Origin of the sequence: Pseudescherichia sp. AS216, from assembly GCF_037152055.1 — a bacterium.
In the GTDB taxonomy this organism is placed as follows: Bacteria; Pseudomonadota; Gammaproteobacteria; order Enterobacterales; family Enterobacteriaceae; genus Pseudescherichia.
In genome coordinates this window covers 328,636-351,076 of record NZ_JBBCMV010000003.1, presented here as the reverse complement: position 1 = coordinate 351,076, position 22,441 = coordinate 328,636, and the positions used below count along the sequence as shown (strand labels likewise).

Sequence of the window (22,441 nt, the reverse complement as noted above, 5' to 3'; positions counted from 1 at the left end):
ATGACCTTTACGCTACGCCCCTACCAACGAGATGCGGTAAACGCCACCCTCACCCACTTTCGCCATCGCCATGAGCCCGCAGTCATCGTTCTGCCTACCGGCGCAGGCAAAAGTCTGGTGATAGCCGAGCTTGCTCGCGTGGCCCGTGGCCGCGTGCTGGTCCTCGCCCATGTTAAAGAGCTGGTGGCGCAGAACCATGCCAAATATCTGGCGCTGGGGCTGGAGGCGGATATCTACGCCGCCGGGCTGAAGCGTAAAGAGAGCCACGGCAAGGTGGTATTTGGCAGCGTGCAGTCGGTAGCCCGTAACCTGGACCACTTCCAGGGCGAGTTCTCCCTGCTGATCGTCGATGAGTGCCACCGCATCAGCGATGACGATGAGAGCCAGTATCAGCAGATCCTCACCCATCTCTCACAGGTCAATCCCCGCCTGCGTCTGCTGGGGCTGACCGCTACGCCGTTTCGCCTCGGCAAGGGGTGGATCTACCAGTTCCACTACCACGGCATGGTGCGCGGCAACGAGAAGGCGCTGTTTCGTGACTGCATCTACGAGCTGCCGCTACGCTATATGATCAAGCACGGCTACCTGACGCCCCCCGAGCGGCTGGATATGCCCATCGTGCAGTATGATTTCAGCCGGTTGCAGGCCCAGAGCAGCGGCCTGTTCAGCGAGGCGGATCTCAACCGCGAGCTGAAAAAGCAGCAGCGTATTACCCCGCACATCGTCAGCCAGATTGTCGAATTTGCCGCCGATCGCCAGGGAGTGATGATTTTTGCCGCCACCGTGGAGCATGCCCGGGAGGTCACCGGCCTGCTGCCCGCTGGCGAGGCGGCGCTGATCACCGGCGAGACGCCGGGCCCCGAGCGCGATGCACTGATTGAGGAGTTTAAATGTAAGCGTTTTCGCTATCTGGTAAACGTCTCGGTACTGACCACCGGCTTCGATGCGCCACACGTCGATCTGATCGCCATTCTGCGCCCGACGGAGTCTGTGAGCCTCTATCAGCAGATCGTCGGTCGCGGCCTGCGTCTTGCGCCGGGTAAAACTGACTGTCTGATCCTCGACTACGCCGGTAACCCGCACGATCTCTATGCCCCGGAAGTCGGGGAACCTAAGGGGAAAAGTGACAACGTGCCGGTGCAGGTCTTCTGCCCCGACTGCGGTTTTGCTAACACCTTCTGGGGAAAGATGGCCGCCGACGGTACGTTAATCGAGCACTTTGGCCGCCGCTGCCAGGGCTTTTTTGAGGATGACGAGGGCCACCGGGAGCAGTGCAGCTATCGCTTCCGCTTTAAAAATTGCCCCCAGTGCAATGCTGAAAACGATATTGCCGCCCGCCGCTGCCGGGAGTGCAACACAGTTCTGGTGGATCCGGACGATATGCTGAAGGCAGCTCTGAAGCTGAAGGACGCCCTTGTGCTGCGCTGCGGCGGCATGGACTTGCAGCACGGCGCGGACGACAAGGGCGAGTGGCTGAAGATCACCTATTACGACGAGGATGGGGCCGACGTTAGCGAGCGCTTCCGTCTGCATACCCCTGCCCAGCGCACCGCCTTTGAGCAGCTCTTTATCCGCCCGCACACCCGCACGCCCGGGGTGCCGCTGCGCTGGATCGTGGCCGCCGATATCGTGGCCCAGCAGGCGCTGCTGCGTCACCCCGATTTTGTCGTGGCGCGCCTGAAGGGCCAGTACTGGCAGGTGCGGGAGAAGGTCTTTGATTATGAAGGCCGCTTCCGCCGGGCAAACGAATTACGTGGTTAGCGTACTTTTCGTTGAAGAAAAAGCGATTCAGGGCTACTATATCGCCCGCTTTACATCCGTAAAGCCAGAAATCTGCCTGCTGCTGGGTCGCCTGTAGCAGGAATTATTAAAGAGAAATTGATATGTTCACTATCGAAGCACAAGCACGTAAAGAGCAGGGTAAGGGTGCGAGCCGCCGCCTGCGTACCGCGAACAAGTTCCCGGCGATCGTTTACGGTGGCACTGAAGCCCCGATCGCTATCGAACTGGATCACGACAAAGTCATGAACATGCAGGCCAAAGAAGGTTTTTACGGCGAAGTTCTGACCCTGGTTGTTGACGGTACCGAAGTAAAAGTTAAAGTTCAGGCTGTACAGCGTCACCCGTACAAACCTAAACTGGCTCACATCGACTTCGTTCGCGCTTAATCGCTGACGTGTTGAAAAAAAACCCCGCTTCGGCGGGGTTTTTTATTGCTACTTACCAGAGGTTCTGCGCTGCAGCTGATCGCGCAGGTTGGGCGGCGTACCCTTGATGGTCAGGGTGTCGGTGGCCGGATCCCAAAAAATACGCTCGCCGAGCAGCATCGCATCAAAGTTGATGGTTAACCCGCCGCCGCTGCCAGCGTACTTGGTCAGCTGACGCAGCGTGCTGCGATCTGCCGGGAAGCTCTCTTCCAGCTCGTAGCCTTTATCCGCCGTAAACGCCTGGAAGCTCACCTCACTGACGCCCCCCAGCTCTTTCGACAACGACGCCAGCTCGATCTCCTCCCCGGCCTGTAGCTGCTCATTGCAGTAACTGTAGACCTGCTGACGCACGCTCTGGCGCTCGGCTTTGTCCAGCTGTGCCTCGGCGGTAAAGTCATCCACCGCCTGCAGCAGGCCGCGGTTCTGCGCTTTGGCGTTCAGCCCTTCGCTGGCGCCGAGGAAATCCATAAAGAAGTCGGCGACCTTGCGCCCTACCCTTCCCTTCAGGAAAGTCAGGTAGCGGGTGGATTCCGGGTTGGTCTCCCACTCGGTAAGATCGATCCGCGCTACGATATCGGCATGGTTAATGTCGAGATAGTGGGTGGAGCTGATATCGAGCTGCTCGTTGACGCGCATGCTGCTGAGATTGTTCAGCACCGCCACCAGCAGATACTCCACCGCCAGGTAGCGGTAATGACAGAACAGCACAATCCCGCCGTCGGCAAAGGGGTATTTCGCCAGCTCGTCGCGCAGGCGTCCGGTCGCCGCCCGGCTGAAGGCGAGGAAATCGTCGTTGCCCTGGCGCTGCTGGCGCAGCGCGTCTGCCAGCTCGCTCTCTTCGTTAAACAGACCGTAGGCTTTATTTTTTGCACTGTAGACCCGGTGCAGCTCAGCCATCATCTCTACAACGGTGGCCGTCGGCTCCAGTAATGAATCGCGCAGCACCAGCTCAAGGGTTTGCTCATCACGCTTGATAAGCTGGTGCAGGGCAATCTGGTTGATATCCAGACTCATGATAAACTCTCCTGTTAGACCGGCGGTATTCAACCACCGCAGAGGTAACAGCGCAACCAGAGATCAAACCAGAGATAAAAAAGCAGAAAAAAAGCTGTTGCTACGGTAATATGTTGCCCTTTCATAAAGAGACTGATTCTGATTTTATGCCACAGATTTCCCGTTATAGTGATGAACACGTTGAACAACTGCTGAGCGAGCTGGCGAACGTGCTGGAAAAACACAAGGTTCCGACCGATCTCTCCCTGATGGTGCTGGGAAACATGGTCACCAACCTGATCAACACCAGCGTTGCCCCGGCACAGCGGCAGGCTATTGCGAAATCCTTCGCCCAGGCGTTGCAGTCCTCCGTGGCTGACGATAAAGCGCATTAAGGACAACGACGGCATTTTATGGTGACTCATCGTCAACGCTACCGAGAAAAAGTCTCCCAGATGGTTAGCTGGGGGCACTGGTTTGCCCTGTTCAACATTCTGTTGGCCATGGTTCTTGGCAGCCGTTACCTGTTCGTCGCCGACTGGCCGACCACGCTTGGCGGCAGGATCTACTCCTGGCTGAGCGTCATCGGCCACTTCAGCTTTCTGGTATTTGCCACCTATCTGCTGATCCTCTTTCCGCTCACCTTTGTGGTGATGTCGCAGCGGCTGATGCGCGGGTTCTCCGCCGTGCTGGCTACCATCGGCATGACGCTGCTGCTGATCGATAGCGAAGTCTTTACCCGCTTCCACCTGCACCTTAACCCTATCGTCTGGGAGCTGGTGATCAACCCGGACCAGAACGAGATGGCCCGCGATTGGCAGCTGATGTTTATCAGCGTGCCGGTGATCCTGCTGGTAGAGCTGCTGTTTGCCAACTGGAGCTGGCAGAAGCTGCGCAGCCTGACGCGCCGTCGCCGCTATGCCAAGCCGGTGGCCGCCCTGTTCTTTACCGCCTTTATCGCCTCGCACCTGAGCTATATCTGGGCTGATGCCAACTTCTACCGGCCAATCACCATGCAGCGCGCCAACCTGCCGCTCTCCTACCCGATGACCGCGCGCCGCTTCCTGGAGAAGCATGGCCTGCTGGATGCCCAGGAGTATCAGCGTCGGCTGGTTGAACAGGGGAACCCGGAGGCGGTGTCGGTGCAGTATCCGCTGAGCGATCTGCGCTATCGTGATATGGGGCCGGGTCAGAACGTGCTGCTGATCACCGTCGACGCGTTGAACTATGCGCGTTACGAGAAAGAGATGCCGTCGCTGGCAGGGTTTGCCGCAGAGAACATCACCTTTACCCAGCACATGAGCGCCGGTAACGATACTGACAACGGCCTGTTTGGCCTGTTCTACGGTATCTCGCCCTCCTACATGGACGGTGTGCTGTCGGCGCGTATTCCGGCGGCGCTGGTGACCGCGCTTAACCAGCAGGGTTACCAGCTGGGCCTCTTCTCTTCGGACGGCTTTAGCAGTTCGCTCTATCGCCAGGCGCTGCTCTCTGACTTCTCCCTGCCTGTAGCGAAGGCGCAGTCTGATAAGCAGACCGCCGACCAGTGGATTAACTGGCTGGATCGCTATGCGCAGGAAGATAACCGTTGGTTCTCATGGATTGCGTTGAACGGCACGTCGCTGGACGCAGAGCAGCAGGACTTCGAACGTCGCTATGCGCGGGCCGCTGGTAACGTCGATGCACAGATTGAACGCGTGCTGACCGCCCTGCGCGACGCGGGCAAGCTGGATAAAACGGTGGTTATCATTACGGCGGGCCACGGCGTCTCCGCTGAGAGCAGTGACATGGACGAGGGCTGGTCGCGGGGCGATCTGCATGTACCGCTGGTGATCCACTGGCCGGGCACGCCTGCCCAGCGCATCAGCAAGCTGACCGACCATAAAGATGTGATGACCACCCTGATGCAGCGCCTGCTGCACGTCAGCACCCCGGCGAACGAGTACTCTCAGGGGCAGGATCTGTTTAACGCCACGCGTCGTCATAACTGGGTCACCGCCGCCAATAGCGATACGCTGGCGGTCACCACGCCGGCGATGACGCTGGTGCTAAAGCACAACGGCACCTATCAGACCTATGACCTGAAAGGTAAGAAGATCGGCGATCAGAAGCCGCAGCTCAGCCTGCTGTTGCAGGTGCTGACGGATGAAAAGCGCTTTATCGCTAACTGATTGATTAATTATGAATCAGTCGGCGGGTTGCCTCTTGCATTCGATGGTAAAAAGGGTACTATTAGCGCCACAGATCGGCACGTAGCGCAGCCTGGTAGCGCACCGTCATGGGGTGTCGGGGGTCGGAGGTTCAAATCCTCTCGTGCCGACCAAAAAATCCCAGAAGAACCAGCCTCTTACGGCTGGTTTTTTTATGCCTGCTTTTTGCCTACGTATAAAAAACCTCTCTTCACCGACTATTTATAGTGCATTTTCTAATCGCTGAATATCCCTCATGCTGTAGCTGAGTTGAAGATCGTTGGTATCACTCACAAGCGTCATCAACATGAGGTCATACACTATGTCATGGGATAATGTTTCAAGTATTAAAAATATCAAAATCTGGACAAACTATTCTGACTCGACGCAGGGGCATCTGTTTATCAACAATAACCATCAGCTGCTGCTGAACGTCGGGATCTCTTTCAATTTAAAAAGCGGTACTACGGCAGGCCCAACCCAACAAGAGGTATCGAATGCGCTGTCACTAATTAACGATCAGGACAGCGGTCCGCTAAAATACCTAAAAATAACGACCGCAGGAAGATACACTGCGATTTACGACCCCTCCCTTGCCCTGTCAGCCGCTGATAGTGACGCAGCGAGTGCAGAGTCGGGGACCTATGACTATCAGTTAACTTACTATGTGTATAGCCCAACGAGCATGAACGCGGAGGCCCATGCTGAAGGGGTTGCGCTTAAGCTGGACTACACTGATACGTCGGGAAACAGGGTAGTACAGGAGACGTCCGCCACCGGAAATTACAATACGAAAACCTGTGTCTATATAACCTGCTACCCCGCTAAGTTATATGGTATGAAAGGGGAAAACCGCACCAATATTACCTACAGCAGCAAAGCCGTTGCCGAGGCAGATTGCTGGGACTACAGCGGTCATTTTAATCACTCTGGCGATAGTTTTACAGTAATCTGGTTTTATATTGACGATCCCTACTTTCAGCTTTTTTACTTTGATGGTTGCAGCGACCCGGATGAAAACAATGCACATAATCCCTATTATATCTACAAAGCGCAATCCAAACCGAAATGGGATATCGTTTATAATGCCTTCTTCCCAAATGTAAAATGCGGAGCGTTTGACTACGGTGTACAAATTGTCCTCCGTTCTGATATGGATGACTCTCACACTACCCTCCTTACTGAACATATTGAAGTTCACCAGCAACAAAATCAGATAACGTTTCTGGGGGCACACACCTCCGTGGAGAGTTTGAACCATGCAACCGATATGAGTAATCGTGTGCGTATCCAGGCGTATGATCAGTTTGGCAACAGCACCTACATCGTAGCTTACTCAAACGGTGCGGATGCACTGCCTCTTAGCATTAGTTAAATATTAATTAGATAAACCTGAGGTAATATTATGTCATGGGATAATGTTAAAGGGGTGAGCTCCGCTAAAATCTGGACGGACAACCCGAATCTGAGTCAAGCGTATCTTTTTGCCAACGGTAATCATCAGGTTAAAGTCACCGTTGGCCTGAGTCTGACCCTTACCAATATATCACAGGGGGGGCCAACCGCAGATGAAGTCAAAGCCGCGCTGAGCCTGATTGATTATGAAACCGGTGCCTCCCTCTCGTACCTAAAAACCGGCTCTAAGGGAAGCTATGGCTCTGTTTACCTGCCCAACTTGCCGATGGCAAACAACGCTGTCACGGCCAGCAGCGATATCGCCTATCAGTATGAGTTTGACTACTACCTTTCCAGCGACAGCACCATTAACCCTAGCTATGGCTCTGAAAAAGTAGCGCTGTTACTGTCTTACACTGACAGCAGCGGTACAAAAGTAAAGTACAGTACGGCAAGCGGCAACAAATCGCAAAGCTCTGTGGCAGTAACGGTTTATCCGCCTAAGCGCTATGGTATGTCCGACGGAAACACAATGCCAATCATCTTTAATATCGTAGACGATCAGCCAAACTTTCAATTATTAAGTGAAAACACGGTTGTAATAGATTATTATCCTCAGGAAATGACTGTCTATGGACTGAGAATTGATGATCCCTATTTCAGGCTAACTCAGTTTGAGCCTGTGAGCACCCCTGAATCACCTACAGCGTTTTTGCAATATCAAATAAATGATCAATCGAGTTCAAATCAATATTTCTTTAACGTCGCACACAGCTTTCTTCTTTCAGAAAATAATCCAACCACCACCGGCACTAATTACACTGCCAAATGTAGCTTTGTTACTAACCAAAATTACTTTTTATTACAATATGGCGTTAGTGTTCATCAACAATGCGGCCAAATAATGTTTGTTCGTATTCAGACCGGCATACAATATGATAATGTTAATGTGCATGTGGGCCCCATCGCCGACTCGGGCGGGCAAGCTAACTTTACCGTTTTTGATCAATTTGGTAATTCAGCATCTGTCGATGTAGTTAAAGATGGTAATGGGTATTTAAAACTGAGTAGCGTAAGCTGAATGAGTTGCCGATTTTATAAAGGTAATGCACTGGCTCTACGGCCAGTGCATTTTTTTCATCACGCCAGATCCGTTACCGCGTCAACCTCAACCTGTACCTGCTTCTGTGCCGCTTTCACCACAGGAACCACATCCACCACCGGCTGCGGCTCATAGGTCAGGTCCAGCACCTGGCTTGTCTGCTGCAGGACCCGCTGGGTCGCTTCGACGTTGCCGTTAAGCTGCATACCAAAGCTCGGGATGATCTCCTTCAGCTTCGCCTGCCATGCGGGCGACGCGAACTGGGCCTTAAAGACCTTCTTCATCAGCTCCAGCATGATTGGCGCTGCGGTAGAGGCCCCCGGCGACGCGCCGAGCAGCGCGGCAATGGTGCCCTGCTGGTCGCTTACCACCTCGGTTCCGAGGCGCAGAACGCCACCCAGCAGCGGATCGCGCTTGATGATCTGCACCCGCTGCCCCGCCTGCCACAGACGCCACTCCTCTTTTTTCGCCTGCGGATAGTATTCGCGCAGGGCGGCAAAGCGTGCATCGTCGTTCTGTAGCACCTGCCCTACCAGATATTTCACCAGGCTGAAGTTAGTCAGCCCCACCTTCACCATTGGCATCAGGTTAGACGGGGTGGTTGAGCGCGGCAGATCCCACAGGGAGCCGTTCTTGAGAAATTTAGTCGAGAAGGTGGCGAACGGTCCGAAGAGCAGTACGCGCTTGCCGTTAAGGATGCGGGTATCAATATGCGGGACCGACATCGGCGGTGCGCCGACCGACGCCTGGCCGTAAACCTTCGCCAGATGGCGGTTCACCACGTCCGGATTGTCGGACACAAGGAACTGTCCGCCCACCGGGAAACCGGCAAAGTCCCGCGCTTCCGGAATGCCGGACTCCTGCAATAGTTTCAGCGCCGCGCCGCCCGCGCCGATAAAGACAAACTTCGCGATGATAGTGCGCGTGCTGCGAGGATGATTGACGTCGGCAACGGTCACCGCCCAGCGGCCGTCGGCGTTGCGCTTGATGGCGCGCACCTCGGTGCTCAGGTTTAGTGAAAAGTTCTCGTGCTTTTGCAGAGAGGCCACCAGCTGGCGGGCGATCTCGCCGAAGTTGACGTCCGTCCCCAGCTCGGTGCGGGTGGCGGCAATTTTCTGTTTTGCATCGCGCCCCTCCATCACCAGTGGTGCCCAGCGTTTGATCTGCGCGTGGTCTTCACTGTAGCGAATGCCGCTGAAGAGATTGCTCTGCTGGAGCGCAGCGTAGCGGGCGCGCAGGAAGTTGACGTTCTCTTCCCCCCACACAAAGCTCATGTGCGGTACGGTGTTAATAAAGGAGCGGGGATTATTCAGCACGCCCGCTTTCACCTGGTGAGCCCAGAACTGGCGGGAGAGATGAAACGCCTCGTTGATTTCGATGGCTTTGTCGATGCTCACGCTGCCATCGGCCTTTTGCGGCGTGTAGTTCAGTTCCATTAATGCAGCGTGCCCGGTGCCGGCGTTGTTCCAGCCCTCGGAGCTCTCCTTTGCGACTTCATCCAGGCGCTCAATCATGGTCATCGACCACGTTGGTTCCAGCGCCTGCAGATAGGTTCCCAGCGTGGCGCTCATAATGCCACCACCCAGGAGGAGTACATCAGTTTCTCGCTTCTTCGCCGCAGTTGCCTTCCCTGTCCGTGAGGCAGCGCGACTACCCGTAGCCACAGAAGAGAGCACGGCACGCATTTTTTTCATAATGATAATGCCCTACAATTAGTACTGCTTTATTGGAATTTATTGGAGTGAAATTACCCGGACAACTAACCTACCACCCTCATCCGAGAATTTAAATATTGTTGAGATAGTACACAGCAAGTTGATAGATGTTAACAAAAAGTTAGATTTTTATAACGTCTATGACAAAAAAACTGGTATCTCCTGCGCTGCGCCGCTACTATTCTTCGCTTTGCTACACTGCACACTTTCCGTCCGCTTTGACTCTGTGAAACTCTATGTCTGATGCTCAAAAAGCTTTAACTCCTGTACAAGCGGGAAACGTCGCCACGGTGCTGCGCTCGCCGTCTCTGCTGATGCGTGAAACCCTGGCGGGGGTGATGACCGCGCTGGCCCTGATCCCGGAAGTGATCTCCTTCTCGGTGATCGCCGGCGTCGATCCCACCGTGAGCCTGATCGCCTCCGTGGTACTCTGCCTTGGGATGTCCTTCCTTGGCGGCCGCCCGGCCATGGTTACGGCCGCCGCGGGCTCCGTGGCGCTGGTGATCGGCCCGATGGTGCACCAGCACGGAGTGGAGTACATCCTGCCTGCCGTTTTACTGGCGGGGCTGATTCAGATCGTCTTTGGCCTGACGGGAATGGCGCGCCTGATGCGCTTTATTCCGCACACGGTGATGACCGGCTTTGTTAACGCACTGGGGATCCTGATCTTCTTTGCGCAGGTGCCGCACTTCTGGACCCGCGATCCGCTGATCCTCGGGCTATTTGTCCTGACGATCCTGATTGTGCTCTGGCTACCGAAGGTGCTGAAGAGCGTCCCCTCCCCGCTGGTCGCTATCGTAGTGCTGACTCTGTTTACCGTCTTCTCCGGGCAGATCCTGCCGGTAGTGGGCGACGAAGGCCCGATGCAGGGTGGCCTCCCCGGCCTGACTCAGTGGCTGGTGCCGTTTAACCTGACCACGCTGAGCATCGTCTGGCCCTGTGCCCTGAGCATCGCCTTTGTCGGCCTGATGGAGTCGCTGCTGACGGCGAAGCTGGTGGACGATCTCACCGAAACGCCGTCAAACAAGGGCCGCGAGAGCGCGGGTCTTGGCATCGCTAATATTCTGGCGGGTTTTTACGGCGGGATTGCAGGCTGCGCAATGATCGGCCAGACCATTGTCAACGTGGAGATGGGTAAAGGGCGCAGCCGCGTCTCGACCATCGCCGCGGGGCTGGTCCTGCTGCTGTTGGTGACCGCGCTGAGCAACGTGATGGCGAAGATCCCGATGGCGGTGCTGGCCGGGATCATGGTGATTGTGGCGGTGAAGACCTTCAACTGGCACAGCATTCAGCCTGCGCAGTTAAAACGCGCCCCGGTAGCCGAGACGCTGGTAATGCTGGTGACGGTGATTGCCACCGTCACCACCGGGAACCTGGCGATTGGCGTAGTGGCTGGCGTCGCGCTGATGTTCCTTCTGCCTCCGGTCTTTAGCCGTAAAAAACGCGCTACAGCAGAAAAATCGTCGCCAGACCGAGAAAAATAAAGAAGCCGCCGGTGTCCGTCAGGGCGGTGATCATTACGCTGGAGCCGACCGCCGGGTCGCGCCCCAGCCGGACCATAATCATCGGGATCAGCACCCCCATAGTGGCGGCCAGCAGCAGGTTTAGCACCATCGCCAGGGTCATCACCCCGCCGAGGGCCATATCGTCATAGAGCCACCAGGTCACGCCGCCCATAATTCCGCCCCACACCAGGCCGTTGATCAGCGCCACGCCCAATTCGCGGAAGATGAGAAAGCGGTAGTTCCCCGGCTGAATATTCTGTAGCGCCAGCGCGCGCACGATCATGGTGATGGTCTGGTTGCCGGTATTGCCGCCGATCCCGGCGACGATAGGCATCAGCGAGGCCAGGGCCACCAGCTGGGAGATGGTATGCTCGAAGCCATCAATCACCCGCGAGGCGATAAAGGCGGTACAGAGGTTGATCGCCAGCCACGCCCAGCGGTTCTTGACCGCTTTGCCGACCGGGGCAAAGACATCCTCCTCTGGGCTAAGACCGCCCATCAGCCGCATGTCGTTATCGCTCTCCTCATAGACCACGTTAACAATCTCATCGATGGTCACCCGTCCCAGCAGCTTGCCGTCGGGGTTGACCACCGGCGCACTCACCAGGTTGTCACGCTCGAAGGTACGGGCGGTCTTCTCCGCATCGTCATGAGGCGAGAAGGTCACAGGATCGTCCTGCATCACTTCGCTGACCCGCGTCTGGGTATCATTAAGTAAAATCGTTTGCAGCGGCAGCTCGCCGAGCAGCAGCCCTTCGCGATCGGTCACAAAAAGCTTATCGGTGTTCTGCGGCATGCTGCCGAGGCGATGCAGATAGCGCTGCACCGTCTCCAGGGTCACCTCCGGACGGACGGTGATCACCTCAAACTCCATCAGCGCACCCACGCTGTTCTGCTCGTAGCTCATCACCTGATGCACGCGGGCGCGATCGTCCGGGGGCAGCGAAGCCTCCAGCCGCCCGGTGAGGTTACGCGGCAGACGCTTAACCAGATAGATCTGCTCGTCGATATCCAGCCCGCGCAGCGCCTCCAGCAGCGCCTGATCGCTCATCTCCTCAATCAGATCCTCGCGCACGCTGTCCGTGGCCTCAAGCAGGATGTCCCCGCGTTTGAGATCGTCAACCAGACGCCACAGCGCTCGCCGCTCCTCGGTGGGCAGCGCCTCCAACGTATCCGCCAGGTCCGGGGCCGGGAGATGGGAGACCAGCACGCCAACTTCGGCAATATCATCGTTTAGCGCGCTGCCGTCGAACTGCTCGACCAGGGTCAGCTTGCCGAGGATCTGGGAGGTAATGGCGCTGTTGGTATTCAGCAGCCAGATGAGGCGCGCCCGCTCCTCGTCGCGAAGGCGGGCGCTATTTTTAGGGGTGGCGGACATTAACGACTCCTTATCCTTTATTTATTCCTATGCGGTGCGTGAAACGGCGTCGCGGGACGCGAGCGTTCGTTCTTCTCCTGTCAGCTCTGAGAGTACGCCACTGCGCATCTCCAGCAGGCGATCGGCATGTATAAAGTAGTGGTCGTCGTGACTAATAGCAAAAATGGTTTTCCCTTCGGCCTGCATCAGCGGCAGGATCGTCTGGTAAAACTCGCGGCGGAAGTGCGGATCCTGATCGGCAGCCCACTCATCCAGCAGGATGATATCGCGCTCCTCCGCCAGCGCCAGCAGCAGGGCCACGCGCTTCTTCTGCCCTTTCGACAGCTTGAGGTTCAGGATCTTGCCGTTCTCTAGCTCCAGCTTGTGGGTCATCTTCAGCTGCGCTAACCATCTGTCGACGATAGCCGGATCGGCCTGCTTCCCTTCCGGGCCAATGAGCTGGTCAAACAGCCAGACGTCGGTAAATACCGCCGAGAAGAGCTTGCGATAGTCCTCTTCACGCCCGGCAGCCAGCGGCTGGCCGTCGATGAGAATGGTGCCCGACACCGGCTGATAGAGACCGGTCAGCAGCATCGCCAGAGTCGACTTGCCGCTGCCGTTGCCACCGATCAGAAATACCAGTTCGCCGCGCTTCAGAGTCAGGTTAATCGGCCCAACGGAGAAAGCGCCCTCCTGGTAGGTAAAGGTCACGTCACGCAGCTCCAGCGTCTGCCAGCCGGTAAAGGCGGTCGGGCGCGGGAACTCAGGGTTATAGGGCGCAAGAGAGAACTGCTTAAGTTTGTTAAACGCCACCTGGGCGCTGAGCAGGGTCGGCAGCGCCCCTACCGCCGACAGCAGCGGCGTGCGCAGGAATAGCACGGTCAGGGAGAAGGTCGCCGCGACGTTGGTATCCGCCCAGCCAAGGCCGTTAGCCATCCAGAATACCAGGCCAATCGCCCCCAGCATCATGATGTTTGACCAGTTAACCGCGCTGAGGTGGAAAGTGTCGGCGCGAATAATATGGTGGCGATACTCTTGCGCATCCGGCAGGTAAGCGTTGTTAAAGATCGCCTCGGCACGCTCGCGGTTGAGGGTCAGCTCTTTACGCCCCTCCAGCACCGTCTGATAGTCATGGTGCAGCTTGTCTTCGGTTTCACGCAGTCTCGCTAAATGCTTATAGACCCGCGACACCAGCACAAAACCGCCCCAGATGGTGATCGCCATCCACAGGGCGGTGACCAGCAGCATTTTGCCAGAGAGCCAGCCCAGGTAAGCCGCCGATCCGGCGGTCAGGATGATCCCCTGCACCAGCTCCGGCAGGCGCACAAAGGCGATGGTGATGTTACGCACGTCGCTGGTCAACGCGGCCAGCAGCGCGGCGTTGCCTAACTGCTCCACGCGCTCCACCTGGGTGTCGAGGATGCGCTTAATGAACTCTCCCCGCAGACGGTAGACAAAGTGATGGCCGAGGGCGGTCAACGCCAGCTGCGAGCCAAGGGTCACCGCCATCAGCAGCAGCAGCAGGCCGAGAAACTCCGGCAGCACCGTCAGGGAGATATCGACGTTCTCGATGAGCCGCGCGTTAATAAAGGCAATGAGGCCAATGCCAAGCGCCGCGCTGAGCAGGGTCAAGAGGATGACGGCAATAAAGGGCCAGCGGTACTGCCGCCAGACAAGAAGAAGAAGTTCCATGAGAGCGATCCGGCAAGAAAAATCAGCCCGCAGTGTAAACTGCTGCTGTAACGGATCAAGAATAATTCTGATTTATATTCTTAATTACCTGCCCGGCGAAAGGTTAAGTTGTAGCGGCATTCGCCGGTCGCCGGATGCTGGCCTGGCTTAAGCGGCTGCACGCCGTGATAGAAGAGCCGCGACGGGCCGCCCCACACTACCACGTCGCCATGCTCCAGCAGCAGGCGCTTGAGCGGATCGCTGCGTCGGCTGCCACCAAACTGGAAAACAGCAGGCAGGCCCAGCGAGACCGAAACGATGGGTGCCCGCAGATCCGGCTCGTCTTTATCCTGATGCAGAGAGAGTTTGGCGCCCGGCAGGTAGCGGTTGATCAGGCAGGCGTCCGGCTGAAAATCGCTGTAGCCTGCCGCCGTTGAAGCCTGCTGGCATAGCGCGGCAAAGGCGGGCGGCATAGCAGGCCACGGCTGGCCGGTGAGCGGATCGCCAGGGGCATAGCGGTAGCCGCGCGCGTCGGTCGTCCAGCCCAGGCGGCCACAGTTGGTCATCGCCACCGACATGGTATAGCCGCCGGGGGTGATCATCTGGCGAAACGGCGACTGGCTGGCGACCGCATTGATGTCGGCCAGCAGCGCATCGGCATCGGCAAGGGCAAAGCGACGCAGGATAGTGGCCCCCGGTGCCAGCGGCTCCTGCCAGGGTTCAGCATCGGCAAACAGATCGAGCATTATGACTCCTCTTTTAACGATTCGCGCGCCAGCAGCTGGGCCTTGCGCGCCGGGCCCCAGCGGTAGCCCGAGAGCATGCCATCCCCACGAACCACACGATGGCAAGGGATCACGATCGCCAGGCGGTTGGCCGCACAGGCGCTGGCTACGGCGCGGATCGCCTGCGGCTTGCCGATGGCGCTGGCAACGGCGCGATAGCTGGCGGTTTCCCCTGCCGGGATCGCCTGCAGTGCCTGCCAGACCTGCATCTGAAAGGCGGTGCCGCGTAGATCCAGCGGCAGGGCCAGCGGGCGGCCAGGACTTTCAATTGTCGCTACTACCTCGGCAACCCGGGCGCTGAAGTCGGCATCATCCTGCATAAGCTGAGCCTGAGGAAACATCGTGTGCAGCTCGGCGGTGAGCAGCGAGTCACAGTCAGCCAGCAGGATCGCGCAGATACCGCGCTCGCTCTCGGCCACCAGACAGCGGCCTAGCGTAGAGTGCGTTAACGCGTAGCGGATCGCTGCCCCCTCCCCGCCCTGACGATACTGGCGAGCCGTCATACCCAGCGACGCATCCGCCTTGCGGTAGTAGCTGCCGCTGTCCGGGAAGCCAGCGGCCAGCACCGCATCGGTAATGGTTGTACTGTGAGCAAGCACATTGCGCAGGCGCTTCGCTCGCGCGGCCTGCTGCCAGGCTTTCGGCGTCATGCCGGTAACGGCTTTAAACTGGCGGTGAAGATGGTAGGGGCTGAGACCCACCCGTTGCGCCAGCGCCGCCAGGGTTATCGGCGTCTCCTGCTCCAGCAGACGGCAGGCAGCGGTAATTTTTTGCGCCAGGCTGCGCTTGTCTGCGGGTCTGTCAGGCTGGCAGCGCTTGCAGGGACGAAACCCCGCCTGCGCCGCCGTCTGTGGATCGGCAAAGAAGCGCACGTTTTCGCGCAGAGCGTGGCGCGCCCGGCACGAGGGGCGGCAAAAGATGCCGGTGGTCATGACGGCAAAGACGAAAAGATCGTCCGCGTCCGCACGCCGCTCAAGCACCGCCTGCCAGCGCTGCTCGTCTTCAATAAAGGTCGTTACGCTCATATCAGGCTCCTCTCTTTAGCTTAGCCCGACTATGCCCTGGGGCCAGACTACCTTCACCTGAAATCTTGCGCTTTAATTCTTTTTGCTCTGCAAAAAGGCAGCAAACTGCGGCGACATCCAGGGGGTAAAGGTATCGCCCTCCTTGGTGATCATATAGATTGCCAGCCCTTCGCGCATCGCCACCTCGCGGGCCTTCTGCGGGCCCAGTACCATCAGACCGGTATCCCATGTGTCGGCCTCCAGCGCCGTCGGGGCGATCACCGTGACCGACACCAGGTTATGATCGACAGGATGCCCGGTATGCGGATCGATAACGTGCGACAGACGTTTGCCGTCCAGCTCATAGTAGTTGCGGTAGCTGCCGGAGGTGCTGATACCGTGTCCGTTAATATCCACCACCGCCTGTACCGCGTTCTCGCGATCGGTCGGCTTCTGGATCGCCACCCGCCAGGGTTTACCTTCGCCGTTCATACCCCGGCTCACCAGCGCGCCGCCTACCGAGACCAGATAGCGGGGGATCCCCTCCTGCTCCATTAGCCGTGCCAGGTGATCGGCTGCGTAGCCCTCGCCGACCGTAGAGAGATCGACATAGAGGTCAGGAATATCCTTCTGCAAAAACTGCTGCCCGGCCTGGTAAGAGACCGCCAGATGTTGCAGGCCAACGCGCCTTTTTGCCGCCTCAATCTGCGCTGGCGTCGGCGTCGTAGCGGGCTGGTGATCCGGGCCAAAGCCCCACAGGTTAACCAGCGGGCCAATGGTGATGTCCATTGCACTGTCAGTTTTGATGCCGATACGCAAAGCAAGAGTAATAATGTCTGCCATCGCGGCGTCAACCGGCCACGGCGTGGTGCTGGTGGAGGCGTTAAAGCGGCTCAGGGCTGAGTCGCTCTTCCAGGTCGAGAGCAGCATGTCATCAGCGTCGAGCTGGGCGGTAATTTTTTCCCGCAGTGCATCGGTCTCGGCTTTATCCCTATCCACAACGCTGACGCGCCAGGAGGTGCCCATGGTTTTGCCTTCCAGCACGGTAACGGCAGCGGCAGGCTGCGGCGCGGGCGGCGTCGGATCGCAGCCGGTGAGGATCAGGGTAAGCGCCAGCAGGGCAGCGCGAAAAAGAGTGGTATCCATAGCAATGATTCCCTTACGCAATGCGCGCAAGCGTACACCAAAAGTGTGTCTGTCCAGAAAAGAATCGATAAAAAAAGGGGCCAGCGCGGCCCCCTCATGCATGTATGTATGTAACGACTTAGAACTGGTAAACCAGACCCAGGGCTACGATATCATCGGTGCTAACACCGGCCTGACGGGTGAAGTCGTTGTCATCCAGCAGGTTGATTTTGTAGTCAACGTAGGTAGACATGTTTTTGTTGAAGTAGTAAGTCGCGCCAACGTCGACGTACTCCAGCAGATCCTGGTTGCCGTAGTTAACGAAACCGTTGTCTACGTCTTTGCCTTCAGACTTCAGGTAAGCGATAGACGGACGCAGGCCGAAGTCGAACTGGTACTGAGCAACCACTTCGAAGTTCTGCGCTTTGTTAGCAAAACCGTATACGGTGGAGTCGTTCTGCGAGTTACCGAAACGGGTTGCATTGTAGGTCTGGGAGTACTGTGCTGCCAGGTAGAGGTTGTTCGCGTCGTATTTCAGACCGCCGGTGTAAACGGTAGCACGGTCGCCGCTGCCATAGACGCCGAGAGCATTCTGGTCAGCAGTACGCTTAGAGGTAGTGATCGCACCACCGACGCTGAAGCCTTCGCCCATGTCATAGGTCAGAGAGCCGCCGTAGCCGTCGCCGTTCTGGCGCAGGGTGCTACGACCGGTGTCGTTTTCGCCGCTGGCGCTGCCGTTTTTGCCCTGGTACTGCAGAGCAAAGTTCAGGCCGTCAACCAGGCCGAAGAAGTCGGTGCTGCGGTAGGTCGCCACGCCGTTAGCGCGGGACTGCAGGAAGTTATCGGCACCGTAGGTGTCGCCGCCGAACTCAGGCAGAACGTCGGTCCAGGCAGTAACGTCATAGGTTACGCCGTAGTTACGACCGTAGTCGAAAGAGCCCGCGTCGCCGAATTTCAGACCAGCAAATGCCAGACGAGTCCAGGACTGGTTTTCGCTTTCAGCAGTGTTGCCCTGCACCTGGTATTCCCACTGGCCGTAGCCGGTGATCTGATCGTTAACCTGGGTTTCGCCTTTGAAGCCGAGACGCATGTAGGTCTGGTCGCCATCGCTACCGTCGTCATCAGAGAAATAGTGCAGGCCATCAACTTTACCGTAGAGGTCTAATTTGTTGCCGTCTTTGTTGTAAATTTCAGCCGCATTCGCTGCGCCTGCTACCAGCAGAGCCGGTACCAGGAGGGACAGTACTTTAACTTTCATGTTATTAACCCTCATTTATATGCTTTTTATAGTTGCCACTGCTTACTGATTGAGCGTCAAATCAGTCGGCACAGCCATTCTCCTAAAAAATACAGAATAATCCAACAAGAAAATGCTACTAAAACTTTTAATATGTTTCAGAGAGGGTGATAGGTGTTTCATTTTGTAAATTTTGGGGAACTTTTTTCAGCATCAATGGTTAAAAAATAACGCACTAATAATCAAAAAATAATATTTTTACTTATAAATCATGAGACTGTATGATTTTTCAAGCATAGCACTGAAAGACAAAACAAATCGCGGATGGGCTACTAAAATAACTCTCGCTATCATCATTAACTTTTATTTATTACCGTCATTCGACTCTGAATGTCCGTTTACCCCCAATTCTCGCCGAATGCTCTGCATTCGGCTTTTTTTTACCTTTCTTTACGTTGCCCATGCAATTATGTGCTACCGTCCCGAAATCATAACGACTATTAACTAATGACAGTGGAAAGTAAACAAAATTTGCCAAGGGTAGAGCCCGGACAATATCTTGTTATTTCGTGCAATTTGCCCACACATCTTGCTGAATATTTATACCATTGTTTAAAGCCTGTACAGGTTTGCCGTTTCGCCAGGCTGAAATAGCATTTTTGGCGTTTAGTTCCTCTTCAGAGGTGAAGAGAGTCTGGAAATTCATGCATTACCCTTTATACTGCCTGCTGTACGCCACCCAGTAGCTTAACTTTTACCAGCCTGATGACACACTGATGAGTCGATCCGACAGCATGATCCCTGGCAAGTTTTCCCTGATACCAGGCAACATTACCCGTTTTTTTCTATTACTGATTATCGTTCTGTTGGTCACCCTGGGCGTCATGGTGCAAAGCGCCGTCAATGCATGGCTGAAGGATAAGAGCTATCAAATCGTCGACATCACCCATGCGTTGCACAAGCGAGTCGATACCTGGCGCTATGCGACGTGGCAGATTTACGACAATATCGCTGCCGCCCCTGCCGCACCCGCAGACGGTCTTCAGGAGACGCGTTTAAAGCAGGACGTCTACTACCTTGAGAAGCCGCGGCGTAAAACCGAAGCGCTGATCTTTGGCTCACACGACAGCTCCACCCTTGAGATGACGCAGCGCATCTCCACCTATCTCGATACGCTGTGGGGCGCGGAGACCGTACCCTGGTCGATGTACTATCTCAACGGCCAGGATAACAGCATGATCCTGGTGTCGACCCTGCCGCTGAAGGATCTCTCTTCGGGCTTCAAGGAGTCCTCCATCGACAATATTGTCGACTCTCGCCGGGCAGAGATGCTCCAGCAGGCCAACGCCCTTGACGAGCGGGAGAGCTTCTCTCCGCTGCGCAGCCTGAACTGGCAAAATGGTTACTACTTTACCCTGCGCACCACCTTTAATCAGCCGGGCCATCTGGCGACGGTGGTGGCGTTCGATCTGCCGATTAACGACCTCATTCCTCCCGGCATGCCGATGGACAGCTTCCGCCTCGAAGCAGACAACGGTCCTACTCCCCTGCGAACCTCAGACAAGGAGACGGCAGACAGCGTTTCGATCAACTTTAGCGGCGCGAAGATTGAGATCTCCTCCGCGCTGAACTCGACGGATATGCGTCTGGTGTGGCAGGTACCTTTCGGCACCCTGCTGCTGGAGACGCTACAGAATATCGTTCTGCCGCTGCTGCTCAACGTCGGCCTGCTGGCGCTGGCATTGTTTGGCTTTACCACCTTTCGCCATCAGCCGGGCCGCCAGCTTGACGGTCAGCCCTCGCCGGGGGCCAATAACGAGCTGCGCCTGCTGCGCGCGCTGAACGAAGAGATTGTCTCCGTGCTGCCGCTGGGGCTGCTGGTGCACGACCAGGAGGCCAACCGCACGGTTATCAGCAACAAGATTGCTGACCATCTGCTGCCGCATCTGAACCTGCAAAACATCACCAGCATGGCGGATCAGCATCAGGGGGTGATCCAGGCGACGGTCAACAACGAGCTGTATGAGATCCGCCAGTTCCGCAGCCAGGTGGTGCCGAGAACGCAGATCTTTATTATTCGCGATCAGGACCGTGAGGTGCTGGTGAATAAAAAGCTCAAGCAGGCCCAGCGTCTGTATGAGAAAAACCAGCAGGGCCGCTCGGCGTTTATGCATCATATCGGCGATGCGCTCCGCCTGCCGGTACAGACGCTTGCCGGAGAAGCCGCAGCGATCGACAGCGAAGAGAGCCGTCATCTGGCCCACCATGCCCAGACGCTGGTGCAGCTGGTAGAGGATATTCAGCTGGCAAACCTGCTGGAGACCGACAGCTGGAGAGGCACGCTGACCCAGTTCTCGATTCAGGATCTGATTGATGAAGTGGTCCCCGAGGTGCTGCCGACCATCAAGCGTAAAGGCCTGCAGCTGCTGATCAACAATAACCTGCCCGCTAACGAAGAGCGGCACGGCGATCGCGAGGCGCTGAGGCGCATCCTGCTGATGCTGATCCAGTATGCGGTGACCACTACGCAGATCGGCAAAATTACCCTTGAGGTTGATACCGACGAGTCGGCAAACGATCGTCTGACCTTCCGTATTCTCGATACCGGCGAGGGGGTCACGGCCAGCGAGGTGGACAACCTGCACTTCCCATTCCTCAACGATACTCAGAGCGATCGCTACGGCAAAGCCAACGCCCTCACCTTCTGGCTGTGCGATCAGCTGGCGCGCAAGCTCGGCGGACATCTGAACATTAAAGCACGCGAAAGCCTGGGCACCCGCTATACGCTGCATGTGAAGATGGCGGCGCAGGCACAGGAAGCTGAATCCGAAGAGAAGCTGCTGGACGACGTGGTGGCGATGATCGACATTACCTCCAACGAAATTCGCCATATCGTGGTTCGCCAGCTGGAAAACTGGGGGGCAAGCTGCATCACGCCTGATGAAAGGCTAATAAGTCAAGAATACGATCTCTTCCTGACAGATAATCCGTCTAATCTTACAGCCTCGGGCTTGCTTTTAAGCGATGATGAGGCCGCCGTGCGGAAAATTGGCCCAGGCCAGCTGCGGGTGAACTTTAATATCAGTACTGCCATGCAGGAAGCCATACTGCAGCTTATCGAAGAGCAGCTGGCGCAGGATGAGGTAGCTCCCTCACCGATGGGCGGAAATGAAAATGCCGAACTGCATGCCAGCGGATATTATGCCCTGTTTGTCGATACAGTACCCGATGATGTTAAGAGGTTGTATACTGAAGCGGCTGTAAGCGATTTCGCGGCGCTGGCACAGACAGCGCACCGCCTCAAAGGGGTGTTTGCCATGCTAAATTTGGTTCCCGGCAAGCAATTATGTGAAACGCTGGAACATTTAATTCGAGAGAAAGATGTTTCAGGCATAGAAAAATACATCAGCGACATTGACGCCTACGTCAAAAGCTTGCTGTAGCAAGGTAGCCTTATACATGAACAATATGAACGTAATTATTGCCGATGACCATCCGATTGTACTGTTCGGTATTCGCAAGTCACTTGAACAGATCGAGTGGGTGAATGTAGTCGGTGAATTTGAAGACTCAACACAGCTTATCAATAATCTGCCAAAACTGGATGCTCACGTCCTGATCACCGACCTCTCCATGCCCGGTGATAAATATGGCGACGGCATTACCCTGATTAAATACATCAAGCGCCACTTCCCGAACCTGTCGGTGATCGTGCTGACCATGAACAACAACCCGGCCATCCTCAGCGCAGTGCTGGAGCTGGATATCGAAGGGATTGTGCTGAAACAGGGTGCGCCGACCGACCTGCCGAAAGCGCTGGCCTCGCTGCAGAAAGGGAAGAAGTTTACCCCGGAGAGCGTCTCCCGCCTGCTGGAGAAGATCAGCGCCGGCGGCTACGGCGACAAGCGCCTGTCACCGAAAGAGAGCGAAGTGCTGCGTCTGTTTGCCGAAGGTTTCCTCGTCACCGAGATTGCCAAGAAGCTGAACCGCAGTATTAAAACTATCAGCAGCCAGAAGAAATCAGCGATGATGAAGCTGGGTGTGGATAACGATATCGCCCTGCTGAACTACCTCTCCTCCGTGACCCTGAGCCCGGCGGACAAAGATTAATTCTGTCTGACCGTTAAGCCGGGCGGCGCGTTGCGCTTGCCCGGCC

17 protein-coding genes and 1 tRNA gene are annotated in these 22,441 nt (G+C 56.4%); 10 read left to right on the top strand and 8 right to left on the bottom strand.

The features are described 5' to 3' along the window. Both WFN61_RS10955 and rplY read left to right on the top strand, forming a co-directional pair. Entirely contained in the window at positions 1-1,761 is a 1,761-nt protein-coding gene (locus WFN61_RS10955; RefSeq protein ID WP_312273982.1) for a DEAD/DEAH box helicase, read from the top strand. A 122-nt stretch (positions 1,762-1,883) separates the two neighbouring features. Then, positions 1,884-2,168, top strand: coding sequence for a 50S ribosomal protein L25 (gene rplY / locus WFN61_RS10950; protein ID WP_144817050.1), 285 nt, complete (start codon positions 1,884-1,886; stop codon positions 2,166-2,168). 48 nt (positions 2,169-2,216) lie between these two features. Here rplY and yejK read toward each other — a convergent pair whose 3' ends face one another. Further along, on the bottom strand, positions 2,217-3,221 hold the full coding sequence (gene yejK / locus WFN61_RS10945) for a nucleoid-associated protein YejK (protein ID WP_257758133.1): 1,005 nt from the start codon (positions 3,219-3,221) through the stop codon (positions 2,217-2,219). A gap of 146 nt (positions 3,222-3,367) precedes the next feature. Between yejK and WFN61_RS10940 the strand changes: the two genes are divergently transcribed. The 5 genes from WFN61_RS10940 to WFN61_RS10920 all read left to right on the top strand — a co-directional run bounded on the left by WFN61_RS10940 (position 3,368) and on the right by WFN61_RS10920 (position 7,865). Further along, the gene (locus WFN61_RS10940) at positions 3,368-3,595 is read left to right on the top strand and encodes a YejL family protein (protein WP_042389941.1); all 228 of its coding nucleotides are present in this window, start codon (positions 3,368-3,370) and stop codon (positions 3,593-3,595) included. 18 nt (positions 3,596-3,613) lie between these two features. Beyond that, positions 3,614-5,371: an LPS biosynthesis-modulating metalloenzyme YejM gene (yejM, locus tag WFN61_RS10935; RefSeq protein WP_257758137.1), complete on the top strand. Its 1,758-nt coding sequence runs from the start codon at positions 3,614-3,616 to the stop codon at positions 5,369-5,371. A gap of 75 nt (positions 5,372-5,446) precedes the next feature. Further along, positions 5,447-5,523 (top strand) — tRNA-Pro (locus WFN61_RS10930). A gap of 188 nt (positions 5,524-5,711) precedes the next feature. After that, positions 5,712-6,764, top strand: coding sequence for a hypothetical protein (locus WFN61_RS10925; protein WP_337038676.1), 1,053 nt, complete (start codon positions 5,712-5,714; stop codon positions 6,762-6,764). Between the two features lie 30 nt (positions 6,765-6,794). Next, entirely contained in the window at positions 6,795-7,865 is a 1,071-nt protein-coding gene (locus tag WFN61_RS10920) for a hypothetical protein (protein ID WP_257758139.1), read from the top strand. A 59-nt stretch (positions 7,866-7,924) separates the two neighbouring features. Here the strand turns inward: WFN61_RS10920 and mqo are convergent, their stop codons facing one another. Continuing rightward, on the bottom strand, positions 7,925-9,580 hold the full coding sequence (gene mqo, locus WFN61_RS10915) for a malate dehydrogenase (quinone) (RefSeq protein WP_257758142.1): 1,656 nt from the start codon (positions 9,578-9,580) through the stop codon (positions 7,925-7,927). A gap of 257 nt (positions 9,581-9,837) precedes the next feature. Here mqo and WFN61_RS10910 point away from each other — a divergent pair, with 257 nt between their 5' ends. Beyond that, positions 9,838-11,085 (top strand): SulP family inorganic anion transporter, encoded by a 1,248-nt coding sequence (locus tag WFN61_RS10910; protein WP_257758143.1) that lies wholly within the window; start codon positions 9,838-9,840, stop codon positions 11,083-11,085. Here WFN61_RS10910 and mgtE read toward each other — a convergent pair. The 6 genes from mgtE to WFN61_RS10880 all read right to left on the bottom strand — a co-directional run bounded on the left by mgtE (position 11,048) and on the right by WFN61_RS10880 (position 18,306). Further along, the gene (mgtE, locus tag WFN61_RS10905; RefSeq protein WP_257758147.1) at positions 11,048-12,484 is read right to left on the bottom strand and encodes a magnesium transporter; all 1,437 of its coding nucleotides are present in this window, start codon (positions 12,482-12,484) and stop codon (positions 11,048-11,050) included. The two genes, WFN61_RS10910 and mgtE, sit on opposite strands and share 38 nt — an antisense overlap. Positions 12,485-12,511: 27 nt before the next feature. Beyond that, a complete protein-coding gene (locus tag WFN61_RS10900) occupies positions 12,512-14,155 on the bottom strand; it encodes a multidrug ABC transporter permease/ATP-binding protein (RefSeq protein WP_144817034.1) in 1,644 nt (547 codons plus the stop codon). A gap of 80 nt (positions 14,156-14,235) precedes the next feature. Beyond that, a complete protein-coding gene (gene alkB, locus WFN61_RS10895) occupies positions 14,236-14,880 on the bottom strand; it encodes a DNA oxidative demethylase AlkB (protein WP_257758149.1) in 645 nt (214 codons plus the stop codon). Further along, positions 14,880-15,944: a bifunctional DNA-binding transcriptional regulator/O6-methylguanine-DNA methyltransferase Ada gene (gene ada / locus WFN61_RS10890; RefSeq protein WP_257758150.1), complete on the bottom strand. Its 1,065-nt coding sequence runs from the start codon at positions 15,942-15,944 to the stop codon at positions 14,880-14,882. The genes alkB and ada overlap by 1 nt, the downstream gene beginning before the upstream one ends. Before the next feature lie 72 nt (positions 15,945-16,016). Continuing rightward, positions 16,017-17,069: an FAD:protein FMN transferase ApbE gene (gene apbE, locus WFN61_RS10885; RefSeq protein ID WP_257758151.1), complete on the bottom strand. Its 1,053-nt coding sequence runs from the start codon at positions 17,067-17,069 to the stop codon at positions 16,017-16,019. Positions 17,070-17,187: 118 nt separating this feature from the next. Beyond that, positions 17,188-18,306, bottom strand: coding sequence for a porin OmpC (locus WFN61_RS10880; RefSeq protein ID WP_257758152.1), 1,119 nt, complete (start codon positions 18,304-18,306; stop codon positions 17,188-17,190). 755 nt (positions 18,307-19,061) lie between these two features. Here WFN61_RS10880 and rcsD point away from each other — a divergent pair. Both rcsD and rcsB read left to right on the top strand, forming a co-directional pair. After that, positions 19,062-21,728 carry a phosphotransferase RcsD gene (gene rcsD / locus WFN61_RS10875; RefSeq protein ID WP_337038675.1) on the top strand — a complete coding sequence of 889 codons (2,667 nt, stop codon included), beginning with the start codon at positions 19,062-19,064 and terminating at the stop codon, positions 21,726-21,728. Positions 21,729-21,744: 16 nt separating this feature from the next. Next, entirely contained in the window at positions 21,745-22,395 is a 651-nt protein-coding gene (rcsB, locus tag WFN61_RS10870; protein WP_103819029.1) for a response regulator transcription factor RcsB, read from the top strand. Positions 22,396-22,441 lie beyond the last annotated feature (46 nt).